21 protein-coding genes and 1 other annotated feature are annotated in these 24,030 nt (G+C 54.4%); all 21 genes read left to right on the top strand.

The window, feature by feature from the left end:
- Window positions 1–48: 48 nt before the first annotated feature.
- The 21 genes from sdhA to lonB all read left to right on the top strand — a co-directional run bounded on the left by sdhA (window position 49) and on the right by lonB (window position 23,867).
- A complete protein-coding gene (sdhA, locus tag CV945_RS01335) occupies window positions 49–1,806 on the top strand; it encodes a succinate dehydrogenase flavoprotein subunit (RefSeq protein ID WP_100658965.1) in 1,758 nt (585 codons plus the stop codon).
- A gap of 1 nt (window position 1,807) precedes the next feature.
- Window positions 1,808–2,569: a succinate dehydrogenase iron-sulfur subunit gene (sdhB, locus tag CV945_RS01330; RefSeq protein WP_033010649.1), complete on the top strand. Its 762-nt coding sequence runs from the start codon at window positions 1,808–1,810 to the stop codon at window positions 2,567–2,569.
- Window positions 2,570–2,788: 219 nt separating this feature from the next.
- Complete coding sequence (locus tag CV945_RS01325; RefSeq protein WP_033010648.1) at window positions 2,789–3,013, top strand: helix-turn-helix domain-containing protein; 225 nt, start codon at window positions 2,789–2,791, stop codon at window positions 3,011–3,013.
- A gap of 217 nt (window positions 3,014–3,230) precedes the next feature.
- A complete protein-coding gene (locus CV945_RS01320; protein WP_033010647.1) occupies window positions 3,231–3,674 on the top strand; it encodes a MarR family winged helix-turn-helix transcriptional regulator in 444 nt (147 codons plus the stop codon).
- A gap of 9 nt (window positions 3,675–3,683) precedes the next feature.
- Window positions 3,684–4,478: a glutamate racemase gene (racE, locus tag CV945_RS01315; protein ID WP_033010646.1), complete on the top strand. Its 795-nt coding sequence runs from the start codon at window positions 3,684–3,686 to the stop codon at window positions 4,476–4,478.
- A 105-nt stretch (window positions 4,479–4,583) separates the two neighbouring features.
- Window positions 4,584–5,660 (top strand): GerMN domain-containing protein, encoded by a 1,077-nt coding sequence (locus CV945_RS01310; RefSeq protein WP_063330412.1) that lies wholly within the window; start codon window positions 4,584–4,586, stop codon window positions 5,658–5,660.
- A gap of 384 nt (window positions 5,661–6,044) precedes the next feature.
- Window positions 6,045–6,818 (top strand): ribonuclease PH, encoded by a 774-nt coding sequence (rph, locus tag CV945_RS01300; protein WP_033010643.1) that lies wholly within the window; start codon window positions 6,045–6,047, stop codon window positions 6,816–6,818.
- Window positions 6,815–7,429, top strand: a complete 615-nt coding sequence (locus CV945_RS01295) for an XTP/dITP diphosphatase (RefSeq protein WP_100658964.1) — start codon at window positions 6,815–6,817, stop codon at window positions 7,427–7,429. Before rph ends, CV945_RS01295 begins: the two co-directional genes overlap by 4 nt.
- Window positions 7,426–7,935, top strand: a complete 510-nt coding sequence (locus tag CV945_RS01290) for a metallophosphoesterase family protein (protein ID WP_033010641.1) — start codon at window positions 7,426–7,428, stop codon at window positions 7,933–7,935. Before CV945_RS01295 ends, CV945_RS01290 begins: the two co-directional genes overlap by 4 nt.
- Window positions 7,936–8,272: 337 nt before the next feature.
- Window positions 8,273–9,172, top strand: a complete 900-nt coding sequence (gene ilvE / locus CV945_RS01285; protein ID WP_100658963.1) for a branched-chain-amino-acid transaminase — start codon at window positions 8,273–8,275, stop codon at window positions 9,170–9,172.
- Between the two features lie 22 nt (window positions 9,173–9,194).
- Window positions 9,195–9,462 (top strand) — a binding site (T-box leader).
- A gap of 70 nt (window positions 9,463–9,532) precedes the next feature.
- Window positions 9,533–11,266, top strand: a complete 1,734-nt coding sequence (gene ilvB, locus CV945_RS01275; RefSeq protein WP_033010674.1) for an acetolactate synthase large subunit — start codon at window positions 9,533–9,535, stop codon at window positions 11,264–11,266.
- A complete protein-coding gene (gene ilvN / locus CV945_RS01270; protein ID WP_033010639.1) occupies window positions 11,245–11,763 on the top strand; it encodes an acetolactate synthase small subunit in 519 nt (172 codons plus the stop codon). The genes ilvB and ilvN overlap by 22 nt, the downstream gene beginning before the upstream one ends.
- Before the next feature lie 121 nt (window positions 11,764–11,884).
- Entirely contained in the window at window positions 11,885–12,910 is a 1,026-nt protein-coding gene (gene ilvC / locus CV945_RS01265) for a ketol-acid reductoisomerase (RefSeq protein WP_100658962.1), read from the top strand.
- The gene (locus CV945_RS01260; RefSeq protein ID WP_033010636.1) at window positions 12,897–14,444 is read left to right on the top strand and encodes a 2-isopropylmalate synthase; all 1,548 of its coding nucleotides are present in this window, start codon (window positions 12,897–12,899) and stop codon (window positions 14,442–14,444) included. Before ilvC ends, CV945_RS01260 begins: the two co-directional genes overlap by 14 nt.
- A gap of 17 nt (window positions 14,445–14,461) precedes the next feature.
- Window positions 14,462–15,574 (top strand): 3-isopropylmalate dehydrogenase, encoded by a 1,113-nt coding sequence (gene leuB, locus CV945_RS01255; RefSeq protein ID WP_094239050.1) that lies wholly within the window; start codon window positions 14,462–14,464, stop codon window positions 15,572–15,574.
- A gap of 20 nt (window positions 15,575–15,594) precedes the next feature.
- Window positions 15,595–17,010, top strand: coding sequence for a 3-isopropylmalate dehydratase large subunit (gene leuC, locus CV945_RS01250; RefSeq protein ID WP_094239049.1), 1,416 nt, complete (start codon window positions 15,595–15,597; stop codon window positions 17,008–17,010).
- Between the two features lie 96 nt (window positions 17,011–17,106).
- Complete coding sequence (gene leuD, locus CV945_RS01245) at window positions 17,107–17,700, top strand: 3-isopropylmalate dehydratase small subunit (protein WP_044744798.1); 594 nt, start codon at window positions 17,107–17,109, stop codon at window positions 17,698–17,700.
- Window positions 17,701–18,116: 416 nt separating this feature from the next.
- Complete coding sequence (locus CV945_RS01240; RefSeq protein WP_100658961.1) at window positions 18,117–19,100, top strand: tetratricopeptide repeat protein; 984 nt, start codon at window positions 18,117–18,119, stop codon at window positions 19,098–19,100.
- 166 nt (window positions 19,101–19,266) lie between these two features.
- Window positions 19,267–20,553: a trigger factor gene (gene tig, locus CV945_RS01235; RefSeq protein ID WP_033010630.1), complete on the top strand. Its 1,287-nt coding sequence runs from the start codon at window positions 19,267–19,269 to the stop codon at window positions 20,551–20,553.
- 229 nt (window positions 20,554–20,782) lie between these two features.
- Complete coding sequence (gene clpX / locus CV945_RS01230; RefSeq protein ID WP_047758126.1) at window positions 20,783–22,048, top strand: ATP-dependent protease ATP-binding subunit ClpX; 1,266 nt, start codon at window positions 20,783–20,785, stop codon at window positions 22,046–22,048.
- Between the two features lie 145 nt (window positions 22,049–22,193).
- Complete coding sequence (gene lonB, locus CV945_RS01225) at window positions 22,194–23,867, top strand: ATP-dependent protease LonB (protein ID WP_100658960.1); 1,674 nt, start codon at window positions 22,194–22,196, stop codon at window positions 23,865–23,867.
- Window positions 23,868–24,030: the final 163 nt, after the last annotated feature.

Raw genomic sequence — 24,030 nt, 5'->3', positions numbered from 1 at the left:
CGAGGGACATTGAAGCAAAAGCAGCAATTTTCTAGGGAGTGAGTAGCCATGAAAAAAGGAAAAATCATCGTTGTCGGCGGCGGGTTGGCCGGTTTGATGGCCACGATTAAAATCGCCGAAGCAGGAGTGCCTGTTGAGTTGTTTTCGCTCGTTCCGGTAAAGCGTTCTCACTCCGTCTGTGCCCAAGGCGGCATTAACGGAGCGGTCAACACGAAAGGGGAAGGCGATTCGCCGTGGGAACACTTTGACGATACCGTCTACGGCGGCGACTTTTTGGCGAACCAGCCTCCGGTCAAAGCGATGTGTGAGGCGGCGCCAGGGATCATTTACATGCTCGACCGGATGGGCGTCATGTTCAACCGCACGCCGGAAGGGCTTCTTGATTTCCGCCGTTTCGGCGGGACGCAGCACCACCGCACGGCGTACGCCGGGGCGACGACCGGACAGCAAATTTTGTATGCGCTTGACGAACAAGTGCGCCGCCATGAAGTAGCGGGGCTTGTGACGAAATATGAGCATTGGGAATTTTTAGGGATCGTTTTGGATGACGAACAAATTTGCCGCGGCATTGTCGCGCAAGACTTGCGTTCGATGGAAATTAAAGCGTTCCCTGCCGATGCCGTCATTTTGGCGACCGGCGGCCCGGGGATCATTTTCGGGAAATCGACGAACTCGGTCATCAATACCGGATCGGCGGCTTCCATCGCCTATCAGCAAGGCGTTTACTACGCGAACGGCGAGTTCATCCAAATTCACCCGACCGCCATTCCGGGCGATGACAAGCTTCGGTTGATGAGCGAATCGGCGCGCGGGGAAGGCGGCCGCGTTTGGACGTATAAAGACGGGAAACCGTGGTACTTCCTTGAGGAAAAATATCCGGCTTACGGAAACTTGGTGCCGCGCGACATCGCCGCACGGGAAATTTTCCACGTCTGCGTCGATTTGAAGCTCGGCATCAACGGCGAAAACATGGTGTATTTGGATTTGTCACATAAAGATCCGAAAGAGTTGGATGTTAAGCTCGGCGGCATTATCGAAATTTACGAGAAGTTCATGGGCGAAGACCCGCGCAAAGTGCCGATGAAGGTGTTCCCGGCCGTTCACTACTCGATGGGCGGCTTATGGGTCGACTATGACCAAATGACGAACATCAAAGGGCTGTTTGCCGCCGGTGAGTGCGATTATTCCATTCATGGCGCCAACCGTCTCGGGGCAAACTCGCTTCTGTCGGCGATTTACGGTGGAATGGTCGCCGGCCCGAATGCAGTCCGCTACATCCGCGGCCTCGAGAAATCGGCCGATGCGATGCCGTCGACGCTGTACGACCGTTATGTCAAACAAGAGCAGGAAAAATGGGAAAACATTTTGGCGATGGACGGCACGGAAAACGCCTACGTGCTGCATAAAGAGCTCGGTGAATGGATGACGGCAAACGTGACGATCGTCCGCTACAACGACCGGCTGCTGAAGACCGATGAGAAAATTCAAGAGCTGATGGAGCGGTATAAAAACATCAGCGTCACCGATACGTCGAGATGGAGCAACCAAGGGGCGACGTTTATCCGCCAGCTGTACAACATGCTCCAGCTTGCCCGCGTCATTACGCTCGGCGCGTACCATCGCAACGAAAGCCGCGGGGCGCACTACAAGCCGGAGTTTCCGGAGCGCAATGACGAAGAATGGCTGAAAACGACGATGGCCCGCTATACGCCAGACGGTCCGGCGTTCCATTACGAAGATGTCGATGTCTCGTTGATTAAGCCGCGCAAACGCGACTACAGCAAAAAGAAAGAGGAAGTGAAGTAAGATGAGCGAAAACAAAACGGTTCGGTTCATCATCACGCGCCAAGATCGTCCGGATTCCGCTCCATATGAAGAGGAGTTTGTCATTCCGTACCGCCCGAACATGAACGTTATTTCGGCGCTCATGGAAATTCGCCGCAATCCGGTCAACGCCAAAGGGGAAAAAACGACGCCGGTCGCCTGGGAAATGAACTGTTTGGAAGAAGTGTGCGGGGCCTGCTCGATGGTCATTAACGGAAAGCCGCGGCAAGCATGTGCGGCGCTCATTGATAAATTAGAGCAGCCGATCCGCCTGGAGCCGATGCGCACGTTCCCGGTCATCCGCGACTTGGTCATCGACCGGAGCCGGATGTTTGATGCGCTAAAACGCGTCAAAGCATGGATTCCAATCGACGGAACGTACGACTTGGGTCCGGGTCCGCGCATGCCGGAGCGGAAGCGGCAATGGGCGTACGAGCTGTCCAAATGCATGACGTGCGGGGTCTGTCTTGAAGCGTGCCCGAACGTCAACAGCAAGTCGAACTTTATCGGCCCGGCGCCGCTGTCGCAGGTGCGGCTGTTTAACGCCCATCCGACCGGAGCGATGCATAAAGCCGAGCGGCTGCGGGCGATTATGGGCGACGGCGGTTTGGCCAACTGCGGCAACTCGCAAAACTGTGTGCAGTCGTGCCCGAAAGGCATTCCGCTGACGACGTCAATCGCCGCGTTAAACCGCGACACGACGATCCAAATGTTCCGCGATTTCTTTGGCAGCGACGAAGCGTAACAGTTGAACCTCTCATCCCCTCCGTGGCCAGCCATGGAGGGGATTTTGCGCTTGCCCAGCCCCCTTGTCTTTGATCAGGTGGGGAGGCGAAAAAAAGACCTATTTTTCTATTAGATAAGCAAAATTTCGTCACCGCCGCCCTTGCTCTCACATACGATATGGCGAGGAAATACCCATCCGGCAGTTCGGGCCCATTGAGAGCAAGGAGGGTTACCACCGTTGAAGGATCAATCGTTTCAATCGAAGCCGCTGCTGACAAAGAGAGAAAAAGAAGTCTTCGAATTGCTCGTGCAAGATAAGACGACGAAGGAAATCGCCAAAGAACTGTTCATCAGTGAAAAAACCGTTCGCAACCATATTTCGAATGCGATGCAAAAGCTTGGGGTCAAGGGGCGCTCGCAAGCTGTGATTGAATTGCTTCGAATGGGCGAACTGAAACTTTAAACAATGCCGGCTTTTCCCTTTCCGGGTGGCCGGCTGTTATGTTCCTTTGCGGCCGGACGAGGCTTTGCCGCCTGTCTGGCCTTTTGTCTGCAGCGGCGTTCTATATTATTTTGTATTGATTATGTCCCTCGGTATTGTAAAATGAAAAATAGAATGGCCGTTGGCTGAGGCACGTTGTTTTGGGGCCAGGCCGCGAAAATGATCAAGGGGAGATTGTATGTCGTCTGCGATGAACGAAAAAACGGTTGCCGAGTTGGAAAAATTGCTTCGCTATATCGCCGCCAACTTAAAACAGCGCGGCCGCGAAATTTTAACGAACTACCCCATCACGCCTCCGCAGTTTGTCGCGTTGCAATGGCTGCTTGAAGAAGGGGACTTGACGGTTGGCGAGTTATCGAACAAAATGTATTTGGCGTGCAGCACGACGACCGACTTGGTCGATCGTATGGAGCGAAACGGTCTCGTCGCCCGAGTGCGTGATGAACATGATCGGCGCGTCGTCCGCATTCACCTGCTCGAAAAAGGCGAGCGCATCATTGAGGAAGTGATTGAAAAACGCCAGCGCGATTTGGCCCAAGTGCTGGAAAACTTTTCGGATGAAGAAATTGTCGTTTTTGAGCGCTGTTTGCGCAAACTGCATCAAGAAATGATGAAAGAATGAGGCGATCACTTGGAAAGAGCAATTGGTGTCATTGATTCAGGAGTCGGCGGCTTAACCGTCGCCAAAGAAATTATGCGGCAGCTGCCAAAGGAACAGATCATTTACCTTGGCGACACCGCCCGCTGTCCGTACGGGCCGCGCCCGGTTGAAGAAATTCGCCGATTTACATGGCAGATGATTCACTACTTGCGGCAATATCCGTTGAAAATGCTTGTCATTGCCTGCAACACGGCAACCGCGGTCGCGCTCGATGAAGTGCGGGAGCGGCTTGACATTCCAGTGCTCGGCGTCGTTCATCCCGGCGCCCGCGCCGCCTTGAAGGCGACAAAAAATGGGCATATTGGCGTGATCGGCACGATCGGCACGGTGAGAAGCAAGGCGTACGAAAAGGCGCTCCAATCGATCAATCCGCACGTCCATGTCGAAAGCTTGGCGTGCCCGAAGTTTGTCCCTCTGGTCGAAAGCGGCGATTTTGAAGGGGAGAAAGCGAAGGCGGTCGTCGCCGAGTCGCTTGCTCCGCTGCGCCCGCTGCCGATTGACGTGCTTATTTTAGGCTGTACGCATTATCCGCTGCTTGCCCCGCTGATCCGGGCCTACATGGGCAAAAAAGTGAAACTGATTTGCTCGGGCGGTGAAACGGCCCGCGAAGTGAGCGCCATTTTGCATCACAGCCACCTTCTTTATACGGGCCAGCGCGAGCCGGAGCATTTGTTTTTTACGACCGGTCCGAAAGAGCTTTTTGAAAAGATTTCAAGAAAGTGGTTTGGCAGACCGATCGGCACGGTGGAATCGATTCGCCTGTAGGCAAAAAAATCCTTTAGCGCATAGACGCTAAAGGATTTTTTTATTCTATTTTGGACAGCGGCTCGTATACATAGTAGTACAAACCACGAGTAGGAGGGAACGTCAATGGGCAAACGGACGGTTCATAGATGGACGGCGCCGGTGCTCGCTTCGCTTTTGCTGCTCGGCGGCTGCGGCTTGTTTGGCCAAGATGAAGCAGTGAAGGAAATTGATCCGCCGCAAGACACGAGCTATGTAAAAGACGGCCAGGCGCTCGAGGAGGCAACGAAAGGGAAAGAGGGGGCCAAAGAGGAAGCGAAGGCGACCGAGACGGTCAAGCGAGAGCTTTACCTGATTGACAAAAACGGATATGTCGTGCCGCAAACGGTTGAGTTGCCAAAAACGCAGGCTGTTGCGAAACAAGTGCTTGAGTATTTGGTTGAAGACGGCCCGGTGTCGAATATGTTGCCGAACGGTTTCCGCGCCGTCATTCCGGCAGGGACAACCGTGCTTGGCACCAAACTTGAAAAAGACGGGACGTTGATCGCCGATTTTTCACCGGAATTCAAGCAATACAAACCGGAAGACGAAAAGCGGATTTTGCAAGCCATTGTGTGGACGTTGACGCAGTTTGACAACATTAAGCGCGTCAAAATCCGCATTAACGGTTATGACCAAGAGGTGATGCCGGTCAATAAAACGCCGATTCAAGACGGGGTGAGCCGCGCCGACGGCATCAACATGGAGGCGGGCGGTGTGCCGGACATTACGAATACGCATCCCGTCACCGTGTATTTTGTTGCCCAACAGGGAGAAACGACGTATTATGTCCCTGTGACAAGACGTGTTTCCAACCAAGAGAAAGATGATATCGCGGCGGCGGTCCATGAACTTATTCAAGGGCCGGAACATGGCAGCGGGCTTGTCGGCGTCTTCCAGCCGGACGCCAAGCTGCTTGACAAGCCAAAATACGAAGATGGCCAAGTCACGCTCAATTTTAACGAAGGCATTTTTGGCAGCAACAAGAAAAATGTGATTTCTGACGTCGTCTTGAACTCGCTTGTGTTGTCGCTCACCGAGCAAAGCGGCGTTGAGAGCGTCACGATTACGGTGAACGGCAAAGCCGATCTTGTTACGGAAGACGGCAAACCGCTCACAAAACCGGTCGCCCGCCCACAAAACGTCAATACCGGGGCGTTTTAACATCTTTCCGAAAGAAGTCTCCCGCTTCTAAGCAAAGTGAAAGTGGGAGATGAATGTCGGTTGGCGTTAGCCAACGAATAGGATAAAATAAGGTTAGAACGGACCCCTTCGGAACGAAGGAAAGCGTAAAGGGTTCTTGTGTGTGGCTTACCGTTCGGCGAACACGCACAAGTCGCTTGAAGCCCCCGCCTCTAAGCGAAGCGTAGGTGGTGGGGTGTTCACCCAAGCTGGAAACGAATAGGCTGTTATGGTATAACAAAGAGGTGGAAGCGTGCTCCGCCTCTTTGTTTTTTGGCAACGGCGGCACGGAGTCGTGATGCAGGGAAGGAGGCAGGACCGACCGGCTCCTGCTGGCAAACGGGAAGGAAAAAGGAGGAAGAGTGAATGAGAGCAGACGGACGACATAACCGTGAGCTGCGCCCTGTACATATACAGCCGCATTATGTGAAACATGCCGAAGGGTCCGTGTTGATTGAAATCGGCGACACGAAAGTGATTTGCACGGCGACGGTGGAAGAAAAAGTGCCGCCGTTTATGCGCGGCGGCGGAAAAGGATGGATCACCGCCGAATATGGGATGCTGCCGCGGGCGACAGAGCAGCGGAATGCGAGGGAGGCAAGCAAAGGGAAAGTGTCGGGGAGGACGATGGAAATTCAACGCCTGATCGGCCGCGCGCTCCGCTCGGTCGTTGAGTTGGAGCGGCTTGGCGAACGAACGGTTTGGATCGATTGCGACGTCATTCAGGCGGACGGCGGAACGCGCACCGCCTCGATCACCGGCGGCTACGTGGCGCTCGTGCTGGCGCTTTCCAAGTTCGTTGACGAAGGGAAGCTCGAGGCGCTTCCAATCCGCGATTTTCTTGCCGCTACGTCCGTTGGCATCGATCCGGAGCATGGCGTTGTGCTCGATTTGAATTACGATGAAGACGCGCGGGCAAAAGTCGATATGAACGTCGTCATGACCGGATCCGGCCAGTTTGTTGAAATTCAAGGGACCGGGGAAGAAGCGACTTTTTCTCGCGCCGAGCTCGATGAATTGCTTGAGGCGGCGCACATCGGCATTGAACAGCTGATCGCCGTGCAGCGCCGCGTTTTGGGCGATTGGGCGGCTCGCATCGGGACGAAGCAAGAAGCGAAGCAGGAGGAGGGGACAGAGTGAACAAGATTGTGATCGCGACGAAAAATGCCGGAAAAGTGCGCGAATTTGCCGCTTTGTTTGCGAAGCGGGGCATCGACGTCAAATCGCTGCTTGATTTTCCGGACGTTCCGGACGTCGAGGAGACGGGAAGCACGTTTGCCGAAAACGCCCGGTTAAAAGCGGAAGCCATATCTCGCCGTTTCGGCTGCCCGGTGATCGCCGATGATTCCGGGCTCGTGGTCGATGCGCTCGGCGGCCGGCCGGGCGTCTATTCAGCCCGCTATGCCGGTGAAGACAAAAACGATGCGCGCAACATCGCGAAGCTGCTTCACGAGTTGGAAGGCGTGCCGATAGAACAGCGCACCGCCCGGTTTCATTGCGCACTGGCGGTCGCCATCCCCGGGCGGCCGACGGCCGTTGTGGAGGCGGCGTGCGAAGGGTACATCGCCGAAGCGCCGCGGGGAGAAGGCGGTTTTGGCTATGACCCCGTCTTTTATCTTCCGGAAAAGGGGAAGACGATGGCGGAACTCACCCCGGAAGAGAAAAATGAGATCAGCCACCGGGCGAAGGCGCTGGCCAAGCTTGACGAGCAATGGGATGACATCATGGGAGGGGAGGGACGGACGGAATGAAAGCGGTCGTTGTAAGCGACAGCCACGGGCTCAGCGGCGAACTCTCCGCCATTGTCGAGCGCCATCGCCATGAAGCCGATCTGTTTATTCATTGCGGCGATTCCGAGCTGTCGGCTCAAGCGGCCGAACTTGCTCCATTTGTTGTCGTGCGCGGCAACTGCGATGTTGAAGCGGCGTTTCCGAATGAGCGGACCGAGGAGGCGGAAGGCCTTCGCTTTCTCATCACGCACGGCCATTTGTACGGCGTCAAAACGTCGCTGCTGCGCCTCTACTACCGGGCGAAAGAAACGAGCGCCCATGTCGTTTGTTTCGGCCATTCCCACCTGGCTGGGGCCGAGCAAATCGAGGGGGTGCTGTTCATCAATCCCGGCAGCATCGCCTTGCCGCGCGGGAGAAAAGAAAGAACGTACGCGGTGCTGACCGCTGCAAACGGCCGGGCGACAGTGGAATTTTACGACACAGCAGGGAAGCCGGTCCCAGGCTTGCAACAAACGTTTTCCATCTAGGCGGACAAAGCGTCCGCCTTTTTCGTTTTCCGGACGTTTTCAAGAGGCCGACGGGTTTCTCGAGCCGGCGGCGTTGCGTTGCTTTTGCGAATGGGGAAACATAGCTTCTTCCCTCTTCACTGCTGGGCGAAGAAAAAATTTTTTAAACGGCAAATCCTTGATTCTATCACATTGTAAGCGCATACAAGTAGTTTGACGAATCGAAATTTTCAAAAAAACGTTATTGACGGCGCGGTCGTTTCGGATTATTATAATTTTCAAACAAGAGAAACGCCTCAAACACATCACCGAGCCGTTTAAAGCAACCGTTGACTGATCAAGGAAGAGGGGAACCGAAGTGGGCGAACAATGGATCTTTTTAAACGGAGAATTTGTGACAAAAGAAAACGCCAAAATTTCCGTGTATGACCATGGATTTTTGTATGGGGACGGCGTATTTGAAGGCATCCGCGTCTACAGCGGCAACGTCTTCCGCCTTGAGGAGCACATAGATCGGCTGTACAATTCGGCCAAGTCGATTTTGCTCGACATTCCGTACACGAAGGAAGAAATGATTGGCCACGTGCTCGAAACGATCCGCCGCAACGGCTATCAGGATGCATACATTCGCTTAGTCGTTTCGCGCGGGGTCGGCGATTTGGGCCTTGATCCGTACAAATGCAAAACGCCGCAAATCGTCATTATCGTGGAGCCGCTCGCGCTCTTTCCAAAACATTTATATGAAACCGGCATCGAAGTGGTGACAGTAGCGACGCGCCGCAACCGCTCTGATGTGCTGAGTCCGAAGGTCAAATCGCTCAACTATTTGAACAATGTTCTCGTGAAGATCGAAGCGCATTTGGCCAACGTGAGCGAGGCGCTGATCTTAAACGACCAAGGATATGTGGCCGAAGGTTCCGGCGACAACGTCTTCATCATTAAAAACGGCGTCATTTACACGCCTCCAGGGTATGTCGGGGCGCTGGAAGGCATCACGCGTCAGGCGATTATGGAAATTGCCGTTGATCTCGGCTATACGGTGAAAGAGGAGCCGTTCACCCGCCATGACGTGTATGTGGCAGATGAAGTGTTTTTAACCGGGACGGCAGCCGAAGTCATTTCCGTCATTAAAGTCGATGGCCGGACGATCGGCGACGGGACGCCGGGTCCGCATACGAAGCGGCTGCTTGAAGAATTCCGCCGCCGCGTAGTCGTCGAAGGAGTAAAGGTGTATCCGACGAACGCCAATGTCAGTTGAGCAAGAATGACAACCATATAGCGAGAAAGCGTTGACGAGGATAAGTAGTCAGCGGGGCCAACATCCACAGAGAGCCGGGGGAGCTGCGAACCGGTGATGTTGCCGCTTGATGAACTCACCTCCGAGCGCCGGCTTGAACGCAGATTCGCCAGTAGGGCCGGACGGGTGGGGATGTGCGCTTCACCCGTTACAAAAAACGAGCAGCCGGTTTCGGCTGGCTGCTCCTGAGGCGGCCGTCATGGCCGTGAAGAAGGGTGGTACCGCGGAAAGGAAACCTTTTCGCCCCTTTGGCTGGAAATGCCAGTCATGGTGGGTGAAAAGGTTTTTTATATGGATCACAACCAACGGGGAGGATCGACGATGGCAAAGATGAACGTGGAGGAGCAGGCGAAGACGAAGACGAGGATGAGCGGGTCGATGATGTTGATCGAAGCGCTGAAGGCGGAGCAAGTCGAAGTCATTTTCGGCTATCCGGGCGGCGCGGTGCTTCCGCTTTACGATGAGCTGTATAAAGCCGGTGTGTTTCACGTCTTGACGCGGCACGAGCAGGGAGCCATTCATGCGGCGGAAGGGTACGCGCGCATTTCGGGAAAACCGGGGGTCGTCATCGCAACATCGGGGCCGGGAGCGACCAACATCGTCACCGGACTGACCGACGCCATGATGGATTCGTTGCCGCTCGTCGTGTTCACTGGGCAAGTAGCGACGAGCGTCATCGGCTCGGACGCCTTTCAGGAAGCCGATGTCGTCGGGATTACGATGCCGATTACGAAACACAACTACCAAGTGCGCGACATCAGTGAGCTGCCGAAAATCATCAAAGAGGCGTTCCACATCGCAACGACTGGACGGCCGGGGCCGGTGTTGATCGATATTCCGAAAGACATCACAACGGCCGAAGGGGAATTCGATTACGATGAAGAAGTTTGCTTGCCTGGGTATCAGCCGACGACGCAGCCGAACCATTGGCAAATCCGCCGTCTTGTCGAGGCGGTCAGCCAGTCGAAGCGGCCGGTCATTTTAGCCGGCGCCGGCGTCTTGCACGCCGACGCGGCAAACGAATTGCGGCAGTACGCCGAGCAGCAAAACATTCCGGTCGTTCATACGCTTCTTGGCCTTGGCGGCTTCCCGGCAGACCATCCGCTTTTCTTGGGGATGGCGGGCATGCACGGGACGTACACGGCGAACATGGCGCTCTATGAGTGCGATTTGCTTATCAACATCGGCGCCCGTTTTGACGACCGGGTCACCGGCAACTTGAAATACTTCGCGCCAAAGGCGACTGTCGCTCATATCGACATCGACCCGGCGGAAATCGGCAAAAACGTGCCGACCAAAATTCCGATTGTCAGCGACGCCAAAGCGGCGCTGCAGGAACTGATCGCCCAGCAAGGCAAACCGGCTGACAACGCGGCGTGGCTCGAACAGCTCAATGAGTGGAAGCGGCGCTTCCCGCTCCATTACGAGCCGGAAGCCGGGACGATCAAGCCGCAAAAGCTTGTCGAAATGATTTACGAATTGACAAATGGCGAAGCGATCGTCACAACGGACGTCGGCCAGCACCAAATGTGGGCGGCGCAATATTACAAGTTCAATCGACCGCACCGGTGGGTGACGTCCGGGGGGCTCGGCACGATGGGCTTTGGGCTTCCGGCAGCGATCGGCGCCCAGCTGGCGGATCGGAGCGCGACCGTCGTTTCCATCGTCGGCGACGGCGGTTTCCAAATGACGCTTCAAGAGCTGTCGGTCATTCAAGAGCTGGGGTTGCCAATTAAAATCGTCATCGTCAACAACCAGGCGCTCGGCATGGTGCGGCAATGGCAGGAGCTGTTTTACGAAAAACGGTACTCCCATTCGCTCATCCCGAATCAGCCGGATTTTGTAAAACTCGCTGAAGCATACGGCATACCGGGGCTGCGGGCGAAGACGGAGGCGGAAGCAGCTGAAGTGTTAAAACAAGCGTTTGCGATGGACGGCCCGGTGCTGTTGGATTTCCACGTCCGCGCCGACGAGAACGTGTATCCGATGGTGGCGCCCGGCAAAGGGCTTCATGAAATGGTGGGGGTGAAAGCGTGCGAAGAATTATCACGATGACGGTCAACAACCGCCCGGGCGTGTTAAACCGCATCACCGGGCTGTTTACGAAGCGGCATTACAATATCGAAAGCATCACCGTCGGGCATACGGAAATCGATGGAGTCTCGCGGATGACATTTGTCGTCAATGTCGACGACGAACGGACCGCGGAACAAATTATCAAACAGCTAAACAAGCAGATCGATGTATTGAAAGTCAATGACATCACGGATCAGGCGATCGTCGCCCGTGAGCTGGCGCTTGTGAAAGTGGCGGCTGCTCCGGCGATCCGCCAAGAAATCTACACGCTCATTGAGCCGTTCCGCGCCTCGATCGTCGACGTCAGCAAAGACAGCCTCGTCATTCAAGTCACCGGCGAGCCGGAAAAAGTCGAGGCGTTGATTGAGCTGTTGCGCCCCTATGGCATCAAAGAAGTGGCGCGCACCGGTACGACCGCGTTCACCCGCGGGGCGCAAAAAGCGGCGGCCAACCAGAAAACGGCGTTTATCATTTAACGGCCGCTGTCTCCGTTGCAATGATCGTTGTCAAAACATTGTCGATACGAATAACCGCGCCTGTGCGCAATGAGGGCGCATGGCGGCCCATTTACACTACACGACAAAGGAGAGGGTAATCATGGCAAAAGTCTACTATAACGGGGATGCAAACGAACAATATTTGCAAGGGAAAACGGTCGCGATCATCGGCTACGGCTCACAAGGCCACGCCCATGCGCAAAACTTGCGCGACAGCGGCGTCCGCGTCATTGTCGGGTTGCGCAAAGGGAAATCGTGGGAGCAGGCGGAACAGGACGGCTTTGAAGTATACTCGGTGCGCGAAGCGGCAAAACAAGCGGATATTGTGATGGTGTTGCTGCCGGATGAGAAACAGCCGGCTGTCTACAAGGAAGAGATTGAACCGGGGCTTGAACCGGGCAACGCGCTTGTGTTTGCGCACGGGTTTAACATTCATTTCAGCCAAATCGTCCCGCCGGAGCATGTCGATGTCTTCTTGGTGGCGCCGAAAGGACCAGGCCATCTCGTGCGTCGCACATATGCGGAAGGAGCCGGGGTGCCGGCGCTCATCGCCGTTTATCAAGATGTAACCGGACACGCGAAAGAAACGGCGCTCGCCTATGCGAAAGCGATTGGTGCTGCTCGAGCTGGGGTGTTGGAGACAACGTTCAAAGAAGAGACGGAAACCGACTTGTTCGGTGAACAAGCGGTGCTGTGCGGCGGGCTGACGGCGCTCATCAAGGCCGGGTTTGAAACGCTCGTTGAAGCCGGGTATCAGCCGGAAGTCGCCTATTTCGAGTGTTTGCATGAAATGAAGCTCATCGTTGATCTTCTTTATGAAGGCGGTTTGTCGTGGATGCGCTATTCGATTTCCGATACGGCGCAATGGGGCGACTTTATCACCGGCCCGCGCATTATTAACGACGCTGTGAAAGCGGAAATGAAAAAGGTGCTCTATGACATCCAAACCGGCAAATTCGCGAAAAGCTGGATTTTGGAAAACCAAGCGAACCGTCCGGAGTTCAACGCCATCAACCGGCGTGAGAATGAGCATTTGATTGAGATTGTCGGACGCGAACTGCGAAGCATGATGCCGTTTGTGAAGGCAAAACAAATCGAGGCGGTGGTGCCAGGTGCGAAACATTAAGTTTTTTGATACCACATTGCGTGATGGGGAACAATCCGCTGGTGTGAACTTGAATTTGCAAGAAAAGTTGGAAATTGCCCGTCAGCTTGAACGGCTGCGGGTTGACATCATCGAGGCGGGCTTCCCCGCCTCATCGAAAGGCGATTTTGAGGCGGTCAAACAAATTGCCGAAACGGTGAGAACATGCTCGGTCACCGGGCTGTCGCGCTCGGTCCGAAGCGATATTGATGCGGCGTGGGAGGCGTTAAAAGGCGGCGCGGAGCCGCGGCTCCACCTATTCATCGCCACCTCGCCGATCCATATGGTGCATAAATTGCGGATGACGCCGGAACAAGTGATTGAAGCGGCGGTTGAGGCAGTGAAATACGCGAAGCGCTTTTTCCCGATCGTCCAATGGTCAGCGGAAGATGCGTGCCGGAGCGAGCTGCCGTTTTTGGCGAAAATCGTCGCCGAAGTGATCAAAGCCGGCGCCTCGGTCATCAACATTCCGGATACGGTCGGCTATATTACGCCGAAAGAATACGGGGAAATTTTCCTCTATTTGCAAAACAATGTTCCGAATATTGAAAATGTTTCACTCTCCGCTCATTGTCATGATGACTTGGGCATGGCGGTGGTGAACTCGCTGTCGGCCATTGAACATGGAGCGACGCAGGTCGAGTGCACGATCAACGGCATCGGCGAGCGGGCCGGCAATGCGGCGCTTGAGGAAATCGCTGTCGCCCTTCACATCCGCAAAGATTATTATCAAGTGGAAACGCGCCTCAATTTGCAAGAAATTAAGCGCACAAGCAATCTCGTCAGCAAGCTGACCGGGGTCGTCGTTCCACCCAACAAAGCGGTCGTCGGCAAAAACGCGTTTGCGCATGAATCCGGCATCCATCAAGACGGCGTCTTAAAAGAAAAAACGACGTACGAAATCATTTCACCGGAGCTCGTCGGCGTGCCGTCGAATTCGATGGTGCTCGGCAAACATTCCGGCCGCCATGCGCTTCGCAACCGGGTTGAGGAGCTCGGCTACACGTTGTCCGATGAAGAGATCAATCAGCTGTTTGTCCGTTTTAAAGAACTGGCGGACAAAAAGAAGGATATTACCGACGACGATTTAATCGCGTTGATTTTCGAAGAGAAGTTCGACCACTTCAAAGATTTTTATCAATTGTCTTCCATTCAAGTGCAATACGGGACGAATCAAATTCCGACAGCGGTCGTGGTACTGAAAGACGGGAAGGGGAATGAAATCCAAGAAGCGGCGACCGGCGCCGGCAGCGTCGAGGCGCTGTACAATACGCTCGAGCGCTGCTTCCAAACGGAAGTGACACTGCTTGACTACCGGATTGAGTCGGTCGGCGGCGGCCGCGATGCGCTAGCACAAGTGTTTGTGAAAGTGCGCGTGCGCGATGTTGAAACGAGCGGGCGCGGAACGGCGCAAGACGTGCTTGAGGCGTCGGCGAAAGCGTACATCAACGCCATGAACCGCGTGTTTATGATCGAAGCGATGCGTGCTGAAAACGAAAAGGTGGCAACATCATAAAACGGAGGGATTCAAACATGGGAAACTATCGGATTGCCGTCTTGCCGGGCGATGGCATCGGCAAGGAAGTGACGTCCGGAGCGGTCGAGGTTTTGAAAGCGGTCGGCATCCGGTTTGGCCACGAGTTTGCGTTTGAGTATGGATTGATTGGCGGAGCCGCGATCGATGAAGCCGGGACGCCGCTCCCAGAAGAGACGCTTCGCCTTTGCCAACAGAGCGATGCGGTGCTGCTCGGGGCGGTCGGCGGTCCGAAGTGGGACGACAACCCTCCGCATTTGCGCCCGGAAAAAGGATTGCTTGCCATTCGCAAGCAGCTCGACTTATATGCCAACTTGCGGCCGGTTGTTTGCTATGACAGTTTGGTTTCCGCTTCGCCGTTAAAACCGGATCTCGTGCAAGGCGTCGATTTTGTCATCGTCCGCGAGTTGACCGGCGGCATTTACTTTGGCCAGCCGAGCGGCCGCGTCGTGGAAAACGGGGAAGAAAGAGCGGTTGACACTCTCTTATATAAAAAGGAAGAAATCGAACGGATCGTGCGCATGGCGTTTATGCTTGCGCGCGGGAGGAAGAAAAAAGTGACGTCGGTCGACAAGGCGAACGTCCTGTCGTCAAGCCGATTATGGCGAGAAGTGGCCGAAGAGGTGGCGAAGGAATTTCCGGACGTCACGCTTGAGCATATGCTTGTTGACAATGCCGCGATGCAGCTCATCCGCGCGCCGAAGCAGTTTGATGTCATTGTGACAGAAAACATGTTTGGCGATATTTTGAGCGACGAGGCCTCGATGCTGTCCGGTTCGCTCGGGATGCTGCCGTCAGCCAGCTTATCCGCTTCCGGGCCGAGTTTGTATGAGCCGGTTCACGGCTCGGCGCCTGATATTGCCGGTATGAACAAAGCCAATCCGATTGCCGCGATTTTGTCGGCCGCGATGATGCTTCGCCTGTCGTTCGGGCTCACTGCGGAAGCGGAGGCGGTCGAGCACGCGGTGCGGCAGGTGCTCGATCAAGGCTTGCGCACTGCGGATTTGGCGTTTGGCGGCCGCGCGGTGTCGACAGATAGAATGGTGGAAGAAATCAAAAACGCGGTGCTCGATTACACAGCCATTGCGCAAATTATGACCGTTTATGCCTAAAACGCGCGAGGTGAAAGCCAATGAAGCCAAAAACGATCATCGATAAAATATGGGAAAACCATGTCGTCTACCGCGAGGAAGGCAAACCGGATTTATTGTACATCGATTTGCACCTGGTGCATGAAGTCACATCGCCGCAGGCGTTTGAGGGGCTGCGGCAAAAAGGGCGGAAGGTGCGGCGGCCGGATTTGACGTTTGCGACGATGGACCATAACGTGCCCACTGTCAATCGGTTTGTCATCACCGATGAGGTGGCGCGCAACCAAATTGCAGCGCTCGAGCGCAATTGCCGCGAGTTCGGCATCCCACTGGCAGATTTGCATAGCGAAGAGCAAGGAATCGTGCACGTCATCGGTCCGGAGCTCGGCTTGACCCAACCGGGGAAAACGATCGTCTGCGGCGACAGCCATACGTCGACGCACGGGGCGTTTGGCGCGTTGGCGTTTGGCATCGGCACAAGCGAGGTCGAGCACGTGCTGGCGACGCAAACGCTTTGGCAGCATAAACCGAAAACGCTGCAAATCCGCATCAACGGTCGTCTCGGCAAAGGGGTGACCGCCAAAGACGTCATCTTGGCCATTATCGGCCGCTATGGCGTTGGCGTCGGCACCGGCTATATTATTGAGTTTACCGGTGAGGCGATCCGCCGCATGTCGATGGAAGAACGGATGACGATTTGCAACATGTCGATTGAAGCGGGGGCGAGAGCCGGGCTCATCAGCCCGGATGAAACGACATTCGCCTATTTGCGCGGCCGCAAATATGCGCCAAAAGGCGAAGCGTTTGAGCAAGCGGTCGAACGGTGGCGGGCGCTCGCCAGCGACGAGGGGGCGGAATACGACAAGACGATTGAAATCGACGCGTCGACGATCGCCCCGATGGTGACATGGGGTACAACCCCGGCGATGAGCACATCGGTCGATGGCGTCGTGCCGCATCCCGAGCAGTTTGAAAGCAAAACAGAGCAAAACGCGGTGCGCCGGGCGCTCGAGTATATGGGCTTGAAACCGGGAATGGCGATCACCGATATTCCGGTGCAGCACGTTTTTATCGGCTCATGTACGAACTCGCGCATCAGCGATTTGCGGGCGGCAGCGGGCATTGTCAAAGGAAAAAAAGTCGCTCCGGGCGTGCGCGCGCTCGTTGTGCCGGGGTCGCAGCAAGTGAAAAGACAGGCGGAAGAAGAGGGGCTTGCGCAAATTTTCATCGATGCCGGTTTTGAATGGCGTGAGGCTGGCTGCAGCGCCTGTTTGGGCATGAACCCGGACATCATCCCAGAAGGCGAGCACTGTGCGTCAACGTCGAACCGCAACTTTGAAGGGCGGCAAGGAAAAGGAGCGCGCACGCATCTCGTCAGCCCGGTGATGGCCGCGGCGGCTGCGATTTACGGACATTTTGTCGACGTGCGCCAGCTTGAAGCTGAGCCGGTCCGATGACGGGTGCTCCTTGATATGGCCGCCCCCGTTTTGGGGCTATCTTCTCAAAAGCGGCATAGAAACGAACGATACACGGGACGGAAGGGGAGAGACGGGATGAAGCCGTTTACGATTCACCGCGGGAAAACCGCCGGCATCGACCGGGCGAACATCGATACGGACCAGATCATTCCGAAGCAGTTTTTAAAACGAATCGAGCGCACCGGGTTCGGCCAGTTTCTATTTTATGATTGGCGGTATTTGAGCGATGGCACGCCAAATCCGGAGTTTGAGCTGAATCGCCCGGAGAACGAAGGAGCGACGATTTTGATCGCCGATGAAAACTTCGGATGCGGCTCGTCGCGCGAGCACGCGCCCTGGGCGCTTCAAGATTACGGATTTCGCGCGATCATCGCCCCGTCATTTGCTGATATTTTTTACAATAACTGCTTAAAGAATGGACTGCTGCCGATCCGGCTCGATCGGGAAGATGTCCGCTACTTATTGCGCCAAAGTGAGCGCGCTGACTATGAGTTGACGGTGTCGCTTGAAGAGCAGCGCGTGTTCGATGACGAAGGGTTTTCGCGCCCGTTTGACATTGACCCGTACCGGAGGCAGCTGCTGTTAAAAGGATGGGATGAAATCGATTTGACGTTTGTATATGAACCTTACATTGCCGCGTACGAACAAAAACATTGCCCACGGCCGTAGCCGTTATGCGTTTGGCGCGGCAAGGCGGGATGGACGAAGGGTGTCCCAAAAGCGACGGGGCACCCTTTTTATCGTCCGTTCACGCGCTGGCGCTTCTTTATAACGAGTCGATCGTCAAAAGGGACATGGCCCTCCTGCAACGTTTTTTCTATTCAGAAATATCGCGGCGCCATCCCCTCATCTTCTGGCGATTTCTTATCAATCCGGCGAATCCGTCATTTTCCTCCGGCCTTTCGGGCTATATTTGCCTCCCGTCTGAAGGCAGACCGCCTTTTAACGCCGCCCCGTTTCTTTGTCCGGTTGTGAACGTATGGGCGTGCTTCCATCATGTCGCTGCGGTGTGCTGCAATCCACAGCTTGTGTCGCTGGGGAAAACTTGCTACACTTGTAGTAAATGAAAATAGGAGCGGGCGAAGATGGGAAGCGAAAAAAAAGGAAAAATCATTATGTTTCCACAAACAAAGGAACGGCTGATCGAAGAAGCGTTTATGGCGCTTGAGGCGAAGCGGTACAAGGAAGCGTTCCGCTTTTTGCGCGCCGCTGAGCAGCTCGGCGACAGCAGCTTTCCGGTTCGGCTCGGGCTTGCCGTTTGCTGCTACGAGCTCGGGGAGCACGACGAAGCCGAATGGCGCTTGGCGGCTTTGCTTGAGGAACAGCCGGACAACAGCGAACTGTTGCAGATGTATATTGCGCTTTTGTTGCAGACGAACCGGTACAGCGAAGCGGAAGCAGCCATTCGCGCCGCTTTGCAGCGTCCTTCGCTTTCCGTTTCGCTGCGCGGACAGCTTCGCCAGCTTCTCCGCTTCAGCGAAAAAATGAGCGCTCGCCCGCTGCCGCCTGCCGAATGGAAACAGGCTAAGCGGCTGCTTGAGTCAGGAGACATCGCCGAGCAAATGCAGCTTATCAAGCAGTTGGAAAAAGAAGAAATCAGCCCCGTATTGCCGCTGCTTAAGCAATATTTGCGCGAGCCGGACAAAAGCCCGATGGCCAAAACGATGCTGCTTCGCCTGCTGACCGTCAAACGGGTCGACGAAGCGGTGACAGTCGAAAAATTCGGCCGCCGCATTGACGTGGTGCCATCCGCGCTAAACGAGCAGACGGAGACGGAGTTTGCTTCCATGTTGCTTCGCCTGCTGGAACAGCGGCTTTCTGCAGACAGCCCGAGCCTATATGAGACAGCGGCGGAAATTTGGCTCCGTTATGCCTACATCTTATATCCGTTTCCACCGGAGCCCGCCAATGCCGAGGCATGGATGGCTGCCCTTCACTGGATGGCGAGCCGGTTTCAAGGCATCGACGTCGAAACGAATGACGTGGCGGCTCGCTACGGTGTCACAGAAGCGGAGATGGCGGAACTTTGCAAAAAGTTGCACGAGGTAGAGAAACTTTCCTTTTTTTAAATAGAGGGTTCGATGTTGAAACATGGCTTTCATATGTTATAATATAATGGCTGTGCTATGTATTTGTTTTCGCATACTTGCTACATAATCAGAGCATAATAAGAGGATAATGGACAAGCGGATGGCATGATGGATCCGCGCAATGATTTTAGTTGGAGGGAACAGTATGTCAGTCAAATGGGAAAAGCTCGAAGGAAATGAGGGCGTATTGACGGTTGAAGTCGACGCCGAGCAAGTGAACAAAGGCTTGGATGCCGCATTTAAAAAAGTGGTGAAAAATATTGCGCTGCCGGGCTTCCGCAAAGGGAAAGTGCCGCGCGTCCTGTTTGAAAAACGGTTTGGCGTTGAGGCGCTCTATCAAGACGCGCTCGATATTTTGCTGCCGGAAGCGTATGCGAAAGCGGTCGAAGAAGCAGGCATTGAGCCGGTATCGATGCCGGAAATCGACATTGAACAAATGGAAAAAGGGAAAAGCCTGATTTTTAAAGCGAAAGTGACGGTAAAACCGGAAGTGAAGCTCGGCCAATACAAAGGGCTTGAAGTGGAAAAAATGGATGCGACGGTAACGGATGAAGACGTCGAAAACGAGCTGAAACGCCTGCAAGAAAATTACGCCGAACTCGTCGTGAAAGAAGACGGAACGGTGGAAAACGGCGATACGGCCGTCATCGATTTCGAGGGATTTGTCGACGGTGAACCGTTTGAAGGTGGCAAGGCGGAAAACTATTCGCTCGAAATCGGTTCAGGCACCTTTATCCCGGGGTTTGAAGAACAGCTTGTCGGTATGAAAGCCGGCGAAGAAAAAGAAATTCAAGTGACGTTCCCGGAAGAATACCACGCTGAGCAGCTGGCTGGCAAACCGGCGACGTTCAAAGTGAAAGTGCATGAAGTGAAAGCGAAGCAATTGCCGGCTTTGGACGACGAGTTTGCGAAAGACGTCGATGAAGAAGTTGAAACGCTTGACGAACTGAAAGCGAAAATCCGCGCCCGTCTGGAAGAAGCGAAAAAGAATGAAGCGGAAACGGCGTTGCGCAATGCGGTCGTCGAAAAAGCGGCAGCCAATGCGGAAATCGATATTCCGGCTGTCATGGTGCAAAACGAGACGGACCGGATGCTTCGCGAATTTGATCAACGACTGCAAATGCAAGGGCTGAACTTGCAGCTGTACTATCAATTCTCAGGTCAGGATGAAGCGGCGCTGCGTGAGCAAATGAAAGAAGACGCCGAAAAACGGGTGCGTGCGGCCTTGACGCTCGAAGCGATCGCCAAAGCAGAAAACATCGAGGTAACCGATGAAGAGGTGGAGGAAGAACTCCAAAAAATGGCGGAAGCCTACAACTTGAGCGTGGACAAGTTAAAAGAGCTGCTCGGCAGCTTGGATGGCGTCAAAGAAGATTTAAAATGGCGGAAAACGATCGATTTTCTTGTGGAGCACAGCACGGTTGCGGCATAATAATAAAGGTAGAAGGAACAAGGCGCGAGACGTTCGTGCCTTGTTCTTTATCTCAGTCATTGGCGCCTGGAGGTAATTTTTCAAACTTTTCTAACACATTACAGGTTTTTCATTCGCTTTTTTTGACGCATGTATGGTAAAATAGCGAATACATAAGTTTTTTGCAACATGGGATGGCGAGACATGATACATAACGCAGGTGCGATTTTGTTAGCAAGGGGTGAATGACATGTTTAAATTTAATGATGAAAAAGGGCAGCTAAAGTGTTCGTTTTGCGGCAAAACGCAAGACCAAGTGCGCAAGCTCGTCGCCGGCCCGGGCGTTTACATTTGTGATGAATGCATTGAATTGTGCACGGAGATCGTCGAGGAAGAGCTTGGAAACGAGGAAGAATTTGAATTTAAAGACGTGCCGAAGCCGATGGAGATCAGGGAAATTTTAGATGAATACGTCATCGGCCAAGATGAGGCGAAAAAATCGCTCGCCGTTGCGGTTTACAACCATTATAAACGGATCAATTCCGGCAGCAAAATCGATGATGTCGAGCTGTCGAAAAGCAACATTTTGATGATCGGGCCGACCGGGAGCGGGAAAACGCTGTTGGCGCAAACATTGGCGCGCATTTTAAACGTGCCGTTTGCCATCGCCGATGCGACATCGCTCACGGAGGCAGGCTATGTCGGCGAGGACGTCGAAAACATTTTGCTGAAGCTCATCCAAGCGGCCGATTATGATGTGGAACGGGCAGAAAAAGGCATTATTTATATCGATGAAATCGATAAAATCGCCCGCAAATCGGAAAACCCTTCCATCACCCGCGATGTTTCCGGTGAAGGGGTGCAACAGGCGCTGCTCAAAATTTTGGAGGGAACGATCGCCAGCGTTCCACCGCAGGGCGGCCGCAAACATCCGCATCAGGAGTTCATCCAAATCGACACAACGAACATTTTGTTCATTTGCGGCGGGGCGTTTGATGGCATCGAGCCGATCATTAAGCGCCGCCTCGGCAAAAAAGTGATCGGATTCGGTGCGGAAATGAACCAAGCCGATGTTGATGAGAAAAACTTGCTGTCGAAAGTGCTGCCGGAAGACTTGCTCAAGTTCGGGCTTATTCCGGAGTTCATCGGCCGTCTGCCGGTCATTACGACGCTTGAGCCGCTTGACGAACAGGCGTTGATCGATATTTTGACGAAGCCGAAAAACGCGATCGTGAAACAATACCAAAAAATGCTGGAGCTTGACGGCGTTGAACTCGAGTTTGAAGAAGCGGCGCTCCGGGAAATCGCGAAAAGAGCGATCGAACGGAAAACGGGTGCGCGCGGCCTCCGTTCGATCATCGAAGGAATTATGCTCGATGTCATGTTTGAGCTTCCATCGCGCGAAGATGTGCAAAAATGCATCATTACGCTCGATACCGTGCGCGGCACAAAACCGCCGAAACTCGTCCGCCACGACGGCACGGTCATTGAGCATGAACGGAAAACATCCGCTTAATCAAGAAACCGCCATAAACGGCGGTTTCTTTTTTTGGCCGGCGCCATGCCCCGGGCGCCGGCCGGCGCTTTTTTGTTTATTCCCGACAGTTCGCGGGGATACTATCATACTACATACTAAATCGAAGTCAGGAGGATGTCGGGGCATGGACTGGACAAACATCGTGCTTGTCATTCAGCTGTTTTTCGGCGTCATTATCGGCCTTTACTTTTGGAACTTGTTAAAAGGACAGCGCGTACAAAAGGTATCGATCGATAAAGAGTCGCGCAAAGAGATGGAGCAGCTCCGTAAACTGCGGTCCATTTCCCTTACCGAACCGCTTGCTGAAAAGGTGAGGCCGAAAAGTTTTGACGATATCGTCGGCCAGGAAGACGGCATTAAGGCGCTGAAAGCCGCGCTATGTGGGCCGAATCCGCAGCATGTCATCATTTACGGCCCGCCTGGCGTCGGCAAAACGGCAGCCGCCCGGCTCGTGTTGGAAGAAGCGAAAAAAAACCCGCTTTCTCCGTTCAAAAAAAATGCGGTGTTCGTCGAGCTCGATGCGACGACGGCGCGTTTTGACGAGCGCGGCATTGCCGATCCGCTCATCGGTTCGGTGCACGATCCGATTTACCAAGGGGCCGGGGCGATGGGCCAAGCGGGCATTCCCCAGCCGAAGCAAGGGGCGGTGACGAACGCCCATGGCGGCGTTTTGTTTATTGATGAAATTGGCGAACTTCACCCGATCCAAATGAACAAGCTGCTAAAAGTGCTCGAGGATCGGAAAGTGTTTTTTGAAAGCGCCTATTACAGCAAAGAAAACCCGCAAATCCCAAGCCATATTCACGATATTTTTCAAAACGGGCTGCCAGCCGATTTCCGTCTTGTCGGGGCGACGACGCGCACGCCGAACGAAATTCCCCCGGCTATCCGCTCCCGTTGTTTGGAAGTGTTTTTCCGTGAACTCGATCAAGACGAGATCGCCTTAATCGCCAAAAAGGCGGCGGAAAAAATCCGCCTGAACGTGTCAGAAAGCGGAATTCGCCTGCTTGCCGCCTATGCGCGCAATGGGCGGGAGGCGGTGAACATGATGCAAATCGCCGCCGGTCTTGCCATTACGGAAAACCGTGACAAAATTTTGGATAAAGACATTGAATGGGTCATTCATTCAAGCCAAATGGCTCCGCGCTATGAAAAGAAAATTGCGTCCACCCCGGCGGTCGGCGTCGTCAATGGCCTTGCCGTGTACGGCCCGAACACCGGCGCGCTTCTTGAAATTGAAGTGACAGCCTTGCCGGCGAAAGGAAAAGGGACGATCAACGTCACGGGCATTATTGAGGAAGAGAGCATCGGCAGCGCCGAAAAATCGGTGCGCCGCAAAAGCATGGCGCGCGGTTCAGCAGAAAACGTCATCACCGTGCTGCGGGCGATGGGGGTGCCGGCCGACCGTTACGACATTCATGTCAACTTCCCGGGCGGCGCGCCGGTCGACGGGCCGTCAGCCGGGGTGGCGATCGCCGTTGGCATTTATTCAGCCATTTACCAGCTGCCGGTTGATCATACGATCGCGATGACGGGGGAAATCAGCATCCGCGGTTATGTCAAACCGGTCGGCGGTGTATTTGCCAAAATCAAAGCGGCAAAACAAGCGGGGGCGAAAAAGGTGATAATTCCGCTTGAGAACATGCAGTCGCTGCTGCGGGAAGTGAGCGGCATTCAAATTATTGCTGTCCGCCGTCTTGAAGAAGCGCTGATGCACGTGTTCGGCGAGGAGGCGCTTCGCCGCGGGCCTGCCTTTTTGCCGGCGGCGGCCGACCGTCCAGGGAAAAAGCTTGTATAAAGGCAACGCGCCAACGGAGGGTTGATGGCGAATAGAAAGCGGCTGTTTTTTAGGTGGTCCATGTACGGCTTCGGCGCCGGCGAATCGCCGCCGAAGTCGGTTTTTGTTTGCCTGCAAACGTCAAATTTTACAAACCCCGCTACCGTACTATACAATAAACGAA

The organism is Geobacillus sp. Manikaran-105 (genome assembly GCF_002809955.1).
Taxonomy (GTDB): domain Bacteria; phylum Bacillota; class Bacilli; order Bacillales; family Anoxybacillaceae; genus Geobacillus; species Geobacillus thermophilus.
This window is presented reverse-complemented; position numbering and strand designations above follow the sequence as displayed.

Coding starts and splice junctions, on each gene's coding strand:
- leuD (WP_044744798.1), top strand. CDS start 17,107: ATGAAGCCGTTTACGATTCACCGCGGGAAAACCGCCGGCATCGACCGG.
- leuC (WP_094239049.1), top strand. CDS start 15,595: ATGAAGCCAAAAACGATCATCGATAAAATATGGGAAAACCATGTCGTC.
- CV945_RS01310 (WP_063330412.1), top strand. CDS start 4,584: ATGGGCAAACGGACGGTTCATAGATGGACGGCGCCGGTGCTCGCTTCG.
- ilvC (WP_100658962.1), top strand. CDS start 11,885: ATGGCAAAAGTCTACTATAACGGGGATGCAAACGAACAATATTTGCAA.
- clpX (WP_047758126.1), top strand. CDS start 20,783: ATGTTTAAATTTAATGATGAAAAAGGGCAGCTAAAGTGTTCGTTTTGC.
- sdhB (WP_033010649.1), top strand. CDS start 1,808: ATGAGCGAAAACAAAACGGTTCGGTTCATCATCACGCGCCAAGATCGT.
- leuB (WP_094239050.1), top strand. CDS start 14,462: ATGGGAAACTATCGGATTGCCGTCTTGCCGGGCGATGGCATCGGCAAG.
- ilvB (WP_033010674.1), top strand. CDS start 9,533: ATGGCAAAGATGAACGTGGAGGAGCAGGCGAAGACGAAGACGAGGATG.
- lonB (WP_100658960.1), top strand. CDS start 22,194: ATGGACTGGACAAACATCGTGCTTGTCATTCAGCTGTTTTTCGGCGTC.
- sdhA (WP_100658965.1), top strand. CDS start 49: ATGAAAAAAGGAAAAATCATCGTTGTCGGCGGCGGGTTGGCCGGTTTG.
- tig (WP_033010630.1), top strand. CDS start 19,267: ATGTCAGTCAAATGGGAAAAGCTCGAAGGAAATGAGGGCGTATTGACG.
- CV945_RS01240 (WP_100658961.1), top strand. CDS start 18,117: ATGGGAAGCGAAAAAAAAGGAAAAATCATTATGTTTCCACAAACAAAG.
- rph (WP_033010643.1), top strand. CDS start 6,045: ATGAGAGCAGACGGACGACATAACCGTGAGCTGCGCCCTGTACATATA.
- CV945_RS01320 (WP_033010647.1), top strand. CDS start 3,231: ATGTCGTCTGCGATGAACGAAAAAACGGTTGCCGAGTTGGAAAAATTG.
- CV945_RS01290 (WP_033010641.1), top strand. CDS start 7,426: ATGAAAGCGGTCGTTGTAAGCGACAGCCACGGGCTCAGCGGCGAACTC.